The organism is Candidatus Rhodoblastus alkanivorans (genome assembly GCF_022760755.1).
GTDB classification, from domain to species: Bacteria; Pseudomonadota; Alphaproteobacteria; order Rhizobiales; family Beijerinckiaceae; genus Rhodoblastus; species Rhodoblastus alkanivorans.
Map to the genome: position 1 here is coordinate 571,786 of NZ_JAIVFP010000001.1, position 12,811 is coordinate 584,596.

Annotated in this window: 11 protein-coding genes; 7 read left to right on the forward strand and 4 right to left on the reverse strand. The window is 64.2% G+C overall.

Annotated features, from left to right (window positions below):
- The 4 genes from K2U94_RS02670 to K2U94_RS02690 all read right to left on the reverse strand — a co-directional run bounded on the left by K2U94_RS02670 (window position 1) and on the right by K2U94_RS02690 (window position 2,322).
- A complete protein-coding gene (locus tag K2U94_RS02670) occupies window positions 1-753 on the reverse strand; it encodes a hypothetical protein (protein WP_243065730.1) in 753 nt (250 codons plus the stop codon).
- A 109-nt stretch (window positions 754-862) separates the two neighbouring features.
- Complete coding sequence (locus K2U94_RS02675) at window positions 863-1,282, reverse strand: type II toxin-antitoxin system MqsA family antitoxin (RefSeq protein ID WP_243065731.1); 420 nt, start codon at window positions 1,280-1,282, stop codon at window positions 863-865.
- Between the two features lie 2 nt (window positions 1,283-1,284).
- Window positions 1,285-1,590 carry a type II toxin-antitoxin system MqsR family toxin gene (locus tag K2U94_RS02680; RefSeq protein ID WP_243065732.1) on the reverse strand — a complete coding sequence of 102 codons (306 nt, stop codon included), beginning with the start codon at window positions 1,588-1,590 and terminating at the stop codon, window positions 1,285-1,287.
- Window positions 1,591-2,019: 429 nt separating this feature from the next.
- Entirely contained in the window at window positions 2,020-2,322 is a 303-nt protein-coding gene (locus K2U94_RS02690) for a transcriptional repressor TraM (protein WP_243065733.1), read from the reverse strand.
- Between the two features lie 430 nt (window positions 2,323-2,752).
- Here K2U94_RS02690 and K2U94_RS02695 point away from each other — a divergent pair, with 430 nt between their 5' ends.
- From K2U94_RS02695 to K2U94_RS02725, 7 genes are all read left to right on the forward strand, one after another.
- Window positions 2,753-3,949 (forward strand): DUF932 domain-containing protein, encoded by a 1,197-nt coding sequence (locus K2U94_RS02695; protein WP_243065734.1) that lies wholly within the window; start codon window positions 2,753-2,755, stop codon window positions 3,947-3,949.
- A 168-nt stretch (window positions 3,950-4,117) separates the two neighbouring features.
- Window positions 4,118-6,262: a ParB/RepB/Spo0J family partition protein gene (locus K2U94_RS02700; RefSeq protein WP_243065735.1), complete on the forward strand. Its 2,145-nt coding sequence runs from the start codon at window positions 4,118-4,120 to the stop codon at window positions 6,260-6,262.
- 54 nt (window positions 6,263-6,316) lie between these two features.
- Complete coding sequence (locus K2U94_RS02705; RefSeq protein ID WP_243065736.1) at window positions 6,317-6,619, forward strand: hypothetical protein; 303 nt, start codon at window positions 6,317-6,319, stop codon at window positions 6,617-6,619.
- The gene (locus K2U94_RS02710) at window positions 6,619-7,035 is read left to right on the forward strand and encodes a hypothetical protein (RefSeq protein WP_243065737.1); all 417 of its coding nucleotides are present in this window, start codon (window positions 6,619-6,621) and stop codon (window positions 7,033-7,035) included. Before K2U94_RS02705 ends, K2U94_RS02710 begins: the two co-directional genes overlap by 1 nt.
- Window positions 7,032-7,259 (forward strand): DUF6117 family protein, encoded by a 228-nt coding sequence (locus K2U94_RS02715; RefSeq protein WP_243065738.1) that lies wholly within the window; start codon window positions 7,032-7,034, stop codon window positions 7,257-7,259. Before K2U94_RS02710 ends, K2U94_RS02715 begins: the two co-directional genes overlap by 4 nt.
- 155 nt (window positions 7,260-7,414) lie before the next feature.
- On the forward strand, window positions 7,415-11,746 hold the full coding sequence (locus K2U94_RS02720; protein WP_243065739.1) for a strawberry notch family protein: 4,332 nt from the start codon (window positions 7,415-7,417) through the stop codon (window positions 11,744-11,746).
- Entirely contained in the window at window positions 11,746-12,780 is a 1,035-nt protein-coding gene (locus tag K2U94_RS02725; RefSeq protein WP_243065740.1) for a DUF7146 domain-containing protein, read from the forward strand. Before K2U94_RS02720 ends, K2U94_RS02725 begins: the two co-directional genes overlap by 1 nt.
- Window positions 12,781-12,811 lie beyond the last annotated feature (31 nt).

The following is a 12,811-nucleotide window of genomic DNA, read 5'->3' on the forward strand; positions in this document are numbered from 1 at the left end:
TCAGGCGAACGCGCCGGCGCCGATCGAGCCTGCCACCGCGATCACGTCCTCGACGCGGCCGCGCCGCAGCGCTTCGAGCGCCGTGCCGCCGCCGAGTTCAGCGTGTTCCTGCAGCAAGAACCGATAGACCGCCCAAGGGTGATCACCGAGACTGCGAAACAGCAGCGGCAAGCCCGGCAGCAGCTCGCCCGACCGGCTCACCTGCCATTTCGGGAAGCGAATGCCGCGCTTCGGCCCTTCCAGCCCGAGCACTTCGTGTCGCCGGCGCTTCTTGTGAACCGTCTCGCGCGTCGCGCCGATCTCCTCCGCGAAGGCGTCGGCGGTCAGCATGTCCTCGCCGTTCAGTATGTCCGCCGCGCGCGCGGCGCCGCGCGTCCTGGCCGCCGCCAGAGCCGTGTCGAGCGCGTTGCCTGCTGGCGCGCTCATTTCCTCGACGGCGATCCGTGGCGAAATGGCCTCTGGCTCGACCACCACGGTCATCCGGACGGGCTTGCCGGAGCGTTCGGCTTGCAGCACCGCGCGGCCGAAGCCCGACAGCACGCCCTTTGCGGCGCCCTTGCGCGCGACGATACCTTTCATCAGGTCGGGAGCGAGCGAAATTTTACCGGAAGTCGGGGTGAACCGCGGCGCAGGCCCGCTCGTCGCCAACCCAATGGTCAGTGACGCGCCTCGCTTCGATCCCTGCTTGGTGGAGCGACCGCTCTTGCTTTTCGTGACTGTCATGGACAGGCCTCCGGCCAGCAATATGGTCATTGTTGTCAGTTTCGTCAAGTTCGTCAGTTTCTGCCGCCCGCCCGGAGAACAAGGGGCGCGCCCGGGGACCGGTCCCGCCGGCGGGCGTCTCTCTGGTCCTGGCACGCGCCTATCGCAGCTCGTCGGCGATCTCGGGGTGCCGGTCGAGAATCTTGATCAGCTGGCTCGTCGGGCCGCTCGGCTCGACGAGGCCGCGCTCGTATTTGTCGAAGGCGTTCTCGCCGACCTTGAGAAGCGCGCCGGCCTCGCGCTGCGACAGCTTCAGTTTTGCGCGCACCCGCCGGATCGTCGCCGGCGATGGCACGCCTTCGACTTTTTCCTTTAGGGCGCGCACCGCCTCGTCGACCACGCTCATGTCCTTGCCGACGTGGACGCCGTCGCCCTCCCCGGCAGGATAATAGCCCGGCAGATCGACGGTGATCGTCTCGCCCTTGTAGGCCACAACGAAAGGCCGGACGTCGCGCGTCAGCGTTTCGCCGGTCTCGGGCGAGGCCATCGTGTCGGGAAGAACCTTCTCTTGCGAGGCCATGGTCATTTCTCCTTGAACGACATCACCGTGAATTCGGTGATCACGTCCGCCTGGAACTTGACGTAGAGCGTCAGTCCGCGGGCCGGCACGTGATAGACGTCCTGCCAGACGCGGTGATCGGCGAAGGTCGTCATCGATTTGAAGAACATCGACCGCTCGATCCCGCCGATCGTCTCGACGATACCGCCGCGATCGAAGCCGAGCGCCGTCGCATCTCGTAAAGCCGTTGTCGTCATCGCCAGCGTCTCGACCGAACCGATCGCGAGCTTGATGGCCTCGAGATCGTAAGTCGGCCGACGTTTCTCCATCGTGGCAATATGCCACCATAAAGAGGGCATTTCAAGGGGCGCGTCCGAGACCGGCCCCGCTCTATTCCGCCGGCTGCGCGGCTCCACGGAGCCCCATGCGGGTCGCCGCCTCCGGTGACGATCGGTCGCGCGACTAGCGAGATCGGCCAAGGGATCGCTGGGCAGGCTGGCCTGCCGTGGCAGGCATGCGCGCGGGCAATCGCGCCATCCTCCGCGCCGCCTCGCAGGCGAGCAAGGCCGCCGACTACCTCTTTGGCCTTCTGCCAACAGCTGTGAATGAGCCCGAGACCGACGCCACCGATCCTCGAGTCGCCTGAGGCGCTCCAGTCGTGGCGGCGATGGACCGTCTCCGCCAATTCCACCGTTTCATCAGTCGAATATTGGGAGGGCGCGTGGCGAAATTCTGATGCTGCGGCGCCGGCGCACGCGTCAGTTCGCGCGCGAACCGCAAGCCGGGGAATACCGCTCGTCCGGCAGGGCGAGATCGTCTCGTCGCGGCACGTATCCCAACTGGTCGACGAGGTCGCGAAACCGCACGCGGCAAGCCTCCTTGTGCGCCTCTGCGGCGACAATGGCGCTTTTGTGGGCCTCGACGGACATGGTCTTTGAGCCGCAGATCGGACAGGAGGCTTCGTGCGTCGTGCGCTCCCACGCGAGCAGCGCTTGCAAATAGGCGCGATGAGCGTCGATCGCGTCGTCTTCCAGCGATTCTTGCTGTCCTGTGTTCCTCACCAAAGCCCCCCGCTCGGGCGTGTTGCGTCCCCACGCGCCCGAGCTTTGGAATCCTACGGCCGAAAGGTGAAGGCTCTATTGCTGTGCAAGGCCGCAACACGCCGGAGAGAGGGGCTAAGGGCTTCGCGACGGGTCGGGAGGTCACGAGTTTGGCTTCCGGCCGGGTCCTCCGCCAAGAAAAGGCATTCGCGTCCGCCTTCCAGAAAATCGTCCTGGGCAGCGCCCGGGACATTCCCTTCAACAAGCTCGTTCTCAGCCAGTCGAACTTACGCCGGATTCAGTGCGGCATTTCGGTCGGGGAATTGGCCGAGTTAAGTGTCGAACCCGGCGCTCTCCCATCAGTTCAGAGAGTAAGAGGGCTGCGCTTGGCGCACTGACGGGTTGAGTGGCGAGAGAGAGGTCTCTTGCGCCCGTCTCGGAGATTTTCATCATGACCCAGGTTGAGGTTCTGGACGCCCGGCGGGATGCGGCTGGCGGCTATAAGGTGGATGTGAGCCGGGGCGAAAGGATCGGGCGCGTCTCGTCGGAGTGGTTTTCGCGGCCGGACGACGAGCGCTATCTGTCGCTTTCCGAGTTGGCGCGCGCGGTCGCCGGTCGCGCGGAGCGCAGCCGCTCCCGCGTCGTCGAGAGCGCGCTGATTCAGGTCGAAGCCAGTCGCGACAATCCGGAAAGGCTGTCGCTGTCCTTGCCGGGCGCCAAAAGCCCTGTTGCGCCAACCCATTGGAGTTTCGGGCAGCTTGCGAGCCTGGTGGGCGCCCCGGCCGCCTATCTTCGCCAGCTTCCAGCGGCGCTGGCGGGCATCAATCTGCAATATGGCTTGACCCAACACCGCCCCGAGCAGGTCAAGACGCTGGAAACCGAAGACGGCCGCGTCGAGCTGCGCGCGGTCACCGGCCCGGATTATGGCCGTATCTTTGACCATGAACTCGTCGAAGCCGTGCAACGCATTGCTGGCGACGGCACGGGCGACACGCGCTGGAAAGTGCCGGGCGTGCTCGATTGGTCGACCGGGGTCTATAATCCGCGCGTCGACATCACCAAGGATACGACCACGCTTTATGCGAGCGACCGCGACGTCTTCCTATTTCTGGTCGACGATCTGAATCCGATCGAGGCAGGCCGCCTGCCCGACGGTTCGCCCGATATTTTCTTCCGGGGCTTTTATTGCTGGAATTCCGAAGTCGGCGCGAAAACCTTGGGCATCGCGAGCTTTTACCTCCGGGCGGTCTGCCAGAACAGGAACCTATGGGGCGTTGAGGATTTCGAGGAAATCACCATCCGCCACTCCAAATACGCCGCCTCGCGCTTTGCCCATGAGGCGGCCCCTGCCCTTCTGAATTTCGCGAATTCTTCGCCCATGCCCTTTATTAACGGCGTGAAGGCGGCGCGCGAAAAAATCGTTGCGCGCAATGACGAGGATCGCAGCGAATTCTTGCGGAAGCGCGGGTTCTCGAAAGCCGAAACCGGCAAGATCATCGACGCGGTATTGGCGGAAGAAGGCCGACCGCCCGAGAGCATTTTCGATTTCGTCCAGGGCATCACCGCGGTCGCCCGGGACAAGCCGCATCAGGACGCCCGCCTGGACATGGAGGCCAAGGCGAAAAAGCTGCTCGACCGCGCGGCTTGAACAACATGGATCGGTAACGCAGTTGCGCGCGCTTCCGGTCCGCTCCGCCCTCACCTGCTCGACCCGAGCCCTTTGCGTCGCCCTTTCGAGGAAGAGGGCGGCGCTTCGCGTCGTGACGGGTTTTGGCAGGAGAGAGAGGCTCTCGGCGCCCGTCGCGGAGTAAAGACCATGGCGACTGCCGTCCAGAAAATCACCCTCGCGTCCGCGCGCGACATCCCCTTCAACAAGCTGGTTTTGAGCCAGGCGAACGTCCGCCGGTTGAAGGCTGGCCTGTCGATTGAGGAACTGGCGGAATCCATCGCCCGACGCGGTCTGATCCAGAGCCTGCACGTCCGCGCCGTGCTCGACGCCGAGGGCGAGGAAACCGGAATGTTCGAGGTGCCGGCGGGCGGACGGCGTTATCGGGCTCTGGAGCTGCTGGTGAAACAGAAACGGCTCAACAAGACCGCGCCGGTGCCCTGCATCGTGTCGGAAGCGAATGACGGGATCCTGATCGAGGAAGTGTCGCTCGCGGAGAATATCGAGCGCGCGCCTTTGCATCCGCTTGACCAGTATCGCGCCTTTCAGGCGATGCGCGAGAAAGGCATGAGCGAGGAGGCCATCGCCGCCGCCTTCTTCGTTGGCGTCAATGTCGTGAAACAGCGCCTGCGGCTTGCTTCCGTGTCGCCCGCGCTGCTCGAAATTTACGCCGATGACGGCATGACGCTGGAGCAGCTGATGGCCTTCACCGTCTCGCAGGATCACGCCCGCCAGGAACAGGTTTGGGAGGCGATCCGGAACGGTTGGCAGAAGGAGCCTTATCAAATCCGTCGCATTCTGACGGAAACCACGGTGCGCGCCTCCGACAAGCGCGCTCTGTTTGTCGGCGTCGAAGCCTATGAAGCCGCTGGCGGCGTTGTCTTGCGCGATCTGTTCCAGTCCGACGATGGCGGCTGGCTGCAGGACGTCGCCTTGCTCGACCGTTTGGCGGCGGACAAGCTCAAGGCCGCCGCCGAGGAGATCGCTGCCGAGGGCTGGAAATGGATCGAGGTTGCGGTCAGCCTTCCTTATGGCGTCACCTATGGCCTGCGGGAGCTTTTGGGCGTGGCGACCGAGCTGACCGAGGACGAACGGACGGCGATGGAGGCGCTCCAGGCTGAACGGGACAAGCTCGAAAGCGAATATGAGGCGGCCGAGGAACTGCCGGAAGAGATCGACCGGCGTCTCGGCGAAATCGAGACCGCGCTCGAGAATCTTGAAAAGCGCCCGCTTCATTACGACTCTGTCGAAATCGCACACGCCGGCGCCTTCGTCAGCATCGCCGCGGATGGCGCGCTCTCCGTCGATCGCGGTTATGTCCGCCCAGTGGATGAACCGCCCGTCACGACCGAAGGCGAGGACGCGCCCGAATGCCAAGCTGCGACCGCTGATCCGGAGGAATCTCCGGCGCTTCAACGCGCGGTCATCACCCTTGGCGGCGAGCTTGCGCAGCCGGAGGAAGAGGAGGACGAGGGCATCAAGCCCCTGCCTGACCGTCTCGTCACCGAATTGACCGCGCACCGCACTTTGGCGCTTCGCGACGCCGTCGCCAACAATCCGCATATCGCCATGACGGCCTTGCTGCACAAACTGGTGTCGGACAATTTTCTGCGCCCGGCTGGCCCGGGATGTCTGGAGGCGAGCGTCCGGCACGTCTTCTTTCCGGCGCAGACGGAGGAGCTGAAGGACTGTCCGTCGGCGAAATCCATTGACGAGCGGCGCGAAAGCTGGGGCGACCATATTCCCGCCGATGACGACCGGCTGTGGGATTGGCTGGCGGCGCTGGACGAGGGGAGCCGCATGGCGCTGCTCGCTCATTGTGTGAGCTATGGCGTCAATGCGCTTTACGAGAGACCCAATCCCTATGGGGCCTCGGGCGTCACCGAGCACGGCCTGAAAAGCCGCCTGCGCCAAGCCGATCGCCTGGCGCGGGCGACAGGCCTCGACATGGTGGAGGCCGGCTGGCGGCCGACGGTCGGCAATTACCTCGGACGCGTCACCAAGGCGCGGATACTCGAAGCGGTGCGCGAGGGAGCCGGCGACAGGGCGGCGCAACTGCTCGAGCATCTCAAAAAGGGCGACATGGCCAAGGAAGCCGAGCGGCTGCTAGCGGATTGCAACTGGCTGCCCGAGCCGTTGCGCCTGGACTCTCCTGATGGCGAGCCGCTTGAGGAAACCTCTGCCGGAGCTGACCAAGGCGAAGATGCGCTGCCCGCATTCCTCGCCGACGGCGGCGATGACGATGAAGTCTCCGAAGCCGAAGACGACCAAAGTGGCGTACTCGCCGCCGAGTGAAGGGCGCGGGCGGAGAGCGACAAAGCTCTCCGCCTTTATTCAAGGAGCAGTCTGATGTCGCAGCAAAACTCTTCGCCTGATTCCCGGCGTGTTCGGCGTGTGGTTTTTCAATATTTCGTGCCTGTTCATGTCGAGGTCGAGGACGGGCTTGTCGCGCGGGTGACAGTCATCGATGAAACGCCTGTTCGCAACCCGACCGCGATCGCTGGCGACGCGGCCTATCTCGTGGAAGCGGCCGCCGCCGCCGATGACGGTCAGCTTGGCCGTCCTGGGAGTTTGGGCTTTAAGCCCTCCCCACTTTCGCCCCCATCCCCAGCCCGGCTTCGCGCCGGGCTTTCTTTTCGCAGGAGCCTGTGATGGCCGATTATTTCACCCAATTTTCATGCCTGCTTGATGTCGGCGCGCCAGAAAATGCGGCGCGCGCTCTCGAACTTTACGAGGCCGATTGCGCTGATGGCGCAATGGAGGCGAAGTTCAGCAATGGGTTTTTCGTTTCGGTTCCGTCGCAGGACTCCGGCAACCAGCTCTGGATTCGCGACGAAGGCGCCGGCGATCCGGAATCGGTGATCCGCTTCGTCAAAATCTGCGCCTCGGAATTCAGCCTGTCCGGCCATTGGGGTTTTCAATATTCAAACATGTGCTCGAAGCCGAGACTCGATGGCTTTGGCGGCGGCGCGCATGTACTCGATCTCGCCACCGGCGAGACAATCGCCTGGATCGACACCGAAGGTTGGATGGCTCAGACGATCGCCGACGCGGGAGACAAGCCATGAGCATCCCCGATCACGCACAGGCCAATTTTCAGACGCTGCTGCGCGCTGCGGAAAATGGCGATCTCGCATTGATGGAATGCGCCGACGCCCTGACCGGCGAGACGCGCTACGTTATCTGCGCGGTTGGACGGGAGGGATCAGACTTCCTCTTCACCCCCTTTGGTCATCTCGCGGATGGCAATCCCTATGAGGCTTACGATCCGCCGCTTGAGTCCTCGTCTTGATTCTCATGGAATTAAAGCGCCCGGCGCCATGTCGGGCGCTTTTTTTATGTCCGCCTGTTGAGAGGAAGAGGGCCGCCGAAAGGGGATGAGTCCGGGCGGTTCGAGAGAGAGCGCCAGCCGGGCTTTTACCTTGCCGCTCTCCAAGGTCTCTTCCCATGAACATTTTGTCGCCTGTGATCGCCACGCCGGTCATGCCCGTTTCCAACGCCGCCGCGATTTTCTCCGTCGGGCAGGCGCTGCTTTCCAATCTCGAACGTGGCCAACGCATCGACGCCGCCATTTTGCGCGAGGCGATGGAGCTGGCTTTCGCTGCATCGGATTCGTCAGGCGCCTGGAACTGGAAAGACGCTTATGAAGCCTGCGAGGCGGCAAGTGTGCTTTTCCTGCGTAAATATGGCCGGGCGCTGTTTCGCAAGAATGCTTCGCCGGCGGCGCGTCTTGCCGGACTGACCAAAATCGTCGGGCTCTTGCCAAGCCATACGCGGCGCTCCGAACAGAGCCAGGCGCTTCAGCAGTTTTCTACGCCGGCGCCGCTGGGCCTTGCGGCGCTCACTGCCGCCGCCATCATGCCGACGGATGTCGTGCTGGAGCCGTCCGCCGGTACGGGCCTTCTTGCGGTGCTTGCCGAAATCGCCGGCGGCAGGCTCATCCTCAACGAATGGGCGGAGACGCGCGCTGATCTGCTCTCGGTCCTCTTCCCGACCGCGCCCGTCAGTCGCTTTGACGCCGCGCAGATCGACGATCATCTCGACGCCAGCGTCGCGCCGACCGTCGTGCTGATGAATCCGCCCTTCTCGGTCATGGCGCATGTGGAGGGACGTGTGGCCGACGCCGCCCTTCGCCATATCGCCTCGGCGTTGAACCGTTTGGCGCCCGGCGGCCGCCTGGTGACCATCACCGGCGCCAATCTTTCTCCCGAGACGCCGGCCTGGCGCGAGGCTTTTGTTGGCTTGCAGGAACACAGCGCCATGGTCTTCACCGCCGCCGTCGATGGCGCGGTCTATTCCCGGCACGGTACGAATTTCGCGACGCGGCTCACGGTCTTTGACAAGCGCCCGGCCGACGACCCCAAACTGTTCCCTGCCTCGATCGGAATTGCGCCCGACGTCGCCACCTTGCTCGGCTGGATCGAGCGGCATGTTCCTCCGCGTCTGCCAGTCTGTCCGCCTCCGGTTTCGGCGGCAATCAGCCCCCTGCCCCGCGCCATAATAGCAAGCTCCGGGCGACCGAGCCGAAAAACCGCCCTGCCGCGCCGGCCGACGCTCGCAGAGCCGGAAGCTGTCGATCTCGCCTATGACGCCGTGGACTGGACGCCGCTGGAAGGCGGGTGTCTGACCGAGGCCATCTACGAAGATTATGGATTACAGTCGATCCGCATTCCCGGCGCCCTGCCCCATCCGACCCGGCTGGTGCAGTCGGCGGCCATGGCCAGCGTCGCGCCGCCCAAACCGAGCTACAGGCCCAGACTGCCACAAAACATCGTCAACGATGGTTTGCTGTCCGACGCCCAGCTCGAAACCGTCATATATGCCGGCGAAGCCCATAGCGAGTTTCTCGCCGGCGCCTGGACGGTGGACGAGACCTTCGATGTCGTCAAAGCCGCGCCCGAAGCCGCCGAGGGCGCGGTGCGCTTTCGGCGTGGTTTCATGCTCGGCGACGGCACCGGCGCCGGCAAGGGCCGCCAGTCCGCCGGCATCCTTCTCGACAATTGGCTGCGGGGCCGCCGCAAGGCGTTGTGGATCAGCAAATCCGACAAGCTGATCGAGGATGCCCAGCGCGACTGGTCGGCGCTCGGCATGGAGCGCCTGCTGGTCACGCCGCTGTCGCGCTTCCCGCAAGGCAAGAAGATCGCGCTGGCGGAAGGGATTCTGTTCACGACTTACGCGACCCTGCGCTCGGACGATCGGGGCGACAAAATCTCGCGGGTCAAACAGATCGTCGAATGGCTTGGCGCCGAATTCGACGGCGTGATCATTTTCGACGAGAGCCACGCCATGCAAAATGCTGGCGGGGGAAAGAGCGAGCGTGGCGAGGTCGCCGCCTCGCAGCAGGGACGCGCCGGAATGCGCCTTCAGCACGCCCTGCCCAACGCCCGTGTGGTCTATGTTTCGGCGACCGGCGCCACCACGGTTCATAATCTCGCCTATGCCCAGAGGCTCGGACTCTGGGGCGGCGAGGATTTTCCTTTCGCCACCCGCGCGGAATTCGTCAGCGCGATCGAGGATGGCGGCGTCGCCGCCATGGAAGTTCTGGCTCGCGACTTGAGGGCGCTCGGCCTCTATACCGCGCGGTCGCTGTCCTATGACCGCGTGGAATATGAACTCCTCGAGCACAAGCTCACCGACGAGCAGCGCCGCATTTATGACGCCTATGCCGGGGCCTTCGCCATCATCCACAACAATCTCGACGCCGCGATGAAGGCTGCCAACATCACCGGCTCGGAAGGGACATTGAACCGGCAGGCCGAATCCGCGGCGCGCTCGGCCTTTGAGAGCGCCAAGCAGCGCTTTTTCGGCCATTTGCTCACCAGCATGAAGACGCCGACGCTCGTATCGTCCATCGAGCGGGATATCCAACAGGGCCATGCCGCCGTGGTGCAAATCGTCTCGACCGGCGAGGCGCTGATGGAGCGCCGCCTGGCCGAAATCCCCACGGAGGAATGGAACGACGTTCGCGTCGATATTACGCCAAGGGAATATGTCCTCGACTATCTCGCGCATTCCTTCCCGGTTCAGCTCTACGAGCCGTTCACCGATGGCGAGGGCAATCTGTCGTCGCGCCCGGTTTACCGCGACGGCCAGCCGGTCGAAAGCCGCGAGGCGGTCCGCCGCCGCGACAATCTGATCGAACATCTGGCCGGGTTGCCGCCGGTTCCCGGCGCGCTCGACCAGATCGTGCAGCGCTTTGGCGTGGATGTGGTCGCCGAAGTGACCGGCCGCTCACGCCGCATCATCCGCAAGTCCTCGGCGGGCGGCGATCGGCTGGCGGTCGAAAATCGGGCAGGTTCGGCCAATCTCGCGGAGACCGCCGCATTCATGGACGACAAGAAACGCATCCTGGTGTTTTCCGATGCGGGCGGGACCGGACGCAGTTATCACGCGGAACTGTCGGCCAGGAATCAGCGGCTGCGCGTCCATTATCTGCTGGAGCCCGGCTGGAAGGCGGATGCGGCGATTCAGGGGCTCGGCCGCACCAACCGCACCAATCAGAAGCAGCCGCCGCTATTCCGTCCGATTGCGACCGATGTGAAGGCGGAAAAGCGCTTCTTGAGCACCATCGCCCGGCGGCTCGACACATTGGGCGCCATCACCCGCGGCCAGCGCCAGACTGGCGGCCAGGGCTTGTTCCGTCCCGAAGACAATCTCGAAAGCGTCTATGCCCGCGACGCCCTGCGGCAGCTCTATTTGCTGCTGGCGCGCGGCAAGATCGAAGGGTGCTCGCTGGAGCGGTTCGAGGAGGCGACCGGCCTGAAGCTCGTGGACGCAAATGGCGTGAAGGACGATCTGCCGCCGATCACCACTTTCCTCAATCGCTTGCTGGCCCTCACCATCGAGTTGCAAGGCGTACTGTTCACCGCCTTCGAACAATTGCTCGACGCCAAGATCGCCGGCGCCGTCGCCTCCGGCGTCTATGATCTCGGATTGGAAACTCTCACAGCCGAGAGTTTTGTCGTCTCGGACCGGCGCGCCATCTACACCCATCCGTCGAGCGGCGCCGAAACCAGTCTGCTGACGATTGCCGAAAAACGCCGCAACCGCCCGGTCGCGCTCGATGACGCCCTGGCCCTCCTGCGCGATGGCCACGGGACATTGCTGGTCAATGAGCGCTCGGGCCGCGCCGCCGTTCAAACGCCGGCGCCGTCGATCATGCTCGACGATGGCGAGATCGAGCGCCGCGTGCGCCTGATCCGGCCGATGGAGCAGCATCACGCCTCGTTGAAAATGATGGGCGACAGCCATTGGCGCGAAGCCGAGCGCGACGTTTTCGCCGCCGCCTGGAACGCCGAATTGGCGCAGCTGCCGGAATTTTCCGAAAACACCCTGCACATCGTCGCGGGCCTTTTGTTGCCGGTGTGGAAGCGACTTCCAGACGAATCGACCCGCGTCTATCGGCTCCAGACCGATGAAGGCGAAAGGATCATCGGCCGTCGCGTTTCGGCGGCCTGGGCCGCCAATGCAGCGGCGACCGGCATGGCGACGTTGAGCCCCGAGGAAGCGCATGCCGTGTTGCTGGAAGGCGCGGCGAGTCTTGATCTTGCCGAAGGGCTTCAGCTTCGCCGCTCGCGCGTCATGGGCGCGTACCGCATCGAATTGGCCGGCTTTGGCGAGGCCATGCGCGAGCGGCTGCGGGCCTATGGCCTGTTCAGCGAGATCATCTCGTGGAAGCTGCGGTTTTTCGTGCCGGCGGACGCCAATGGCGTCGCGGTGCTCGGCAAGCTGCTCGAGACCTATCCGATCGAACGGGTCTGCGAACGTGAGGCGGCGTGATGTCGCGCCGCGAAGCTTCCGATCTTGCATGTCGCCTCGGTCAGAACGCCGAGACGGTATGCCGACATTATCTCAGCAACGGCCGCCGCCAGGGCAATTATTGGCTGGTCGGCGACGCACGCAACACTCCGGGCCGCTCGATGTTCGTGCGGCTCAGGGAAACGCGAAAAGGCCGCGCCGGAAAATGGCTCGACGCCGCCACGGGAGAAAATGGCGATCTGCTCGATGTCATTCGCGAAGTGTGCGGCCTGACCGGGTTCGACGATATCGCCGAGGAAGCACGGCGCTTCCTTGGTTTGCCGCACGTGGAGCAATTTAAGCTTGCGCCAAGAGGCGACAAAGCGCGATCAGGTTCAACCGAAGCCGCGCGGCGGTTATGGGCGATGTCCCAGCCGATCGCCGGCACCATCGCTGAGGCCTATTTGCGCCAACGCCGGATAGCTGTCGCCCGCGATTTGGCCAATCTGCGTTTCCATCCACACTGCTATTATCGACCGGAGGACCATGGCCCGACGCAGACATGGCCAGCCATGATCGCCGCCGTCACCGATCTTGCCGGGGCGGTCACCGGCGCGCAGCGCACCTGGCTTTCGCCTGACGGCTCGGGCAAGGCGCCGATCGGCACGCAGCGCAAAGCGATGGGCGACCTGCTCGGCCACGCGGTGCGTTTCGGTCGTCCGTCCGAAATCATGGCGGTGGGCGAAGGCATCGAAACCATGCTCTCCCTGAAATCCGCCCTGCCGCATATGCCGATGGCGGCGGCGCTCTCCGCTGCCCATCTCGCCGCCATCCTGTTCCCACCTTCCGTACGCCGTCTCTATATCGCCTGCGATAAGGATCCAGCTGGCGACGGGGCGCGCGAGCAGTTGATGCGACGCGCGAACCAGGCCGGAATCGAGGCGGTCGCGTTGACGCCGACGCTCGGCGACTTCAATGACGATCTGGTCGCCTTTGGCATTGTCGCGCTTCGGGCGCATGTGCGGGTGCAGCTCATGCCGGAGGACGTCGCGCGCTTCATGAGCCTTGCGGCATAGCCGGAAATGGGAGGAACACGAGACCTCGGAG

What these genes read in the sequence shown, in the direction of transcription:
- K2U94_RS02715 (WP_243065738.1), top strand. Translation starts at nt 7,032, where the DNA reads ATGAGCATCCCCGATCACGCACAGGCCAATTTTCAGACGCTGCTGCGC.
- K2U94_RS02670 (WP_243065730.1), bottom strand. Translation starts at nt 753, where the DNA reads ATGACCATATTGCTGGCCGGAGGCCTGTCCATGACAGTCACGAAAAGC.
- K2U94_RS02700 (WP_243065735.1), top strand. Translation starts at nt 4,118, where the DNA reads ATGGCGACTGCCGTCCAGAAAATCACCCTCGCGTCCGCGCGCGACATC.
- K2U94_RS02720 (WP_243065739.1), top strand. Translation starts at nt 7,415, where the DNA reads ATGAACATTTTGTCGCCTGTGATCGCCACGCCGGTCATGCCCGTTTCC.
- K2U94_RS02710 (WP_243065737.1), top strand. Translation starts at nt 6,619, where the DNA reads ATGGCCGATTATTTCACCCAATTTTCATGCCTGCTTGATGTCGGCGCG.
- K2U94_RS02725 (WP_243065740.1), top strand. Translation starts at nt 11,746, where the DNA reads ATGTCGCGCCGCGAAGCTTCCGATCTTGCATGTCGCCTCGGTCAGAAC.
- K2U94_RS02680 (WP_243065732.1), bottom strand. Translation starts at nt 1,590, where the DNA reads ATGGAGAAACGTCGGCCGACTTACGATCTCGAGGCCATCAAGCTCGCG.
- K2U94_RS02695 (WP_243065734.1), top strand. Translation starts at nt 2,753, where the DNA reads ATGACCCAGGTTGAGGTTCTGGACGCCCGGCGGGATGCGGCTGGCGGC.
- K2U94_RS02675 (WP_243065731.1), bottom strand. Translation starts at nt 1,282, where the DNA reads ATGGCCTCGCAAGAGAAGGTTCTTCCCGACACGATGGCCTCGCCCGAG.
- K2U94_RS02705 (WP_243065736.1), top strand. Translation starts at nt 6,317, where the DNA reads ATGTCGCAGCAAAACTCTTCGCCTGATTCCCGGCGTGTTCGGCGTGTG.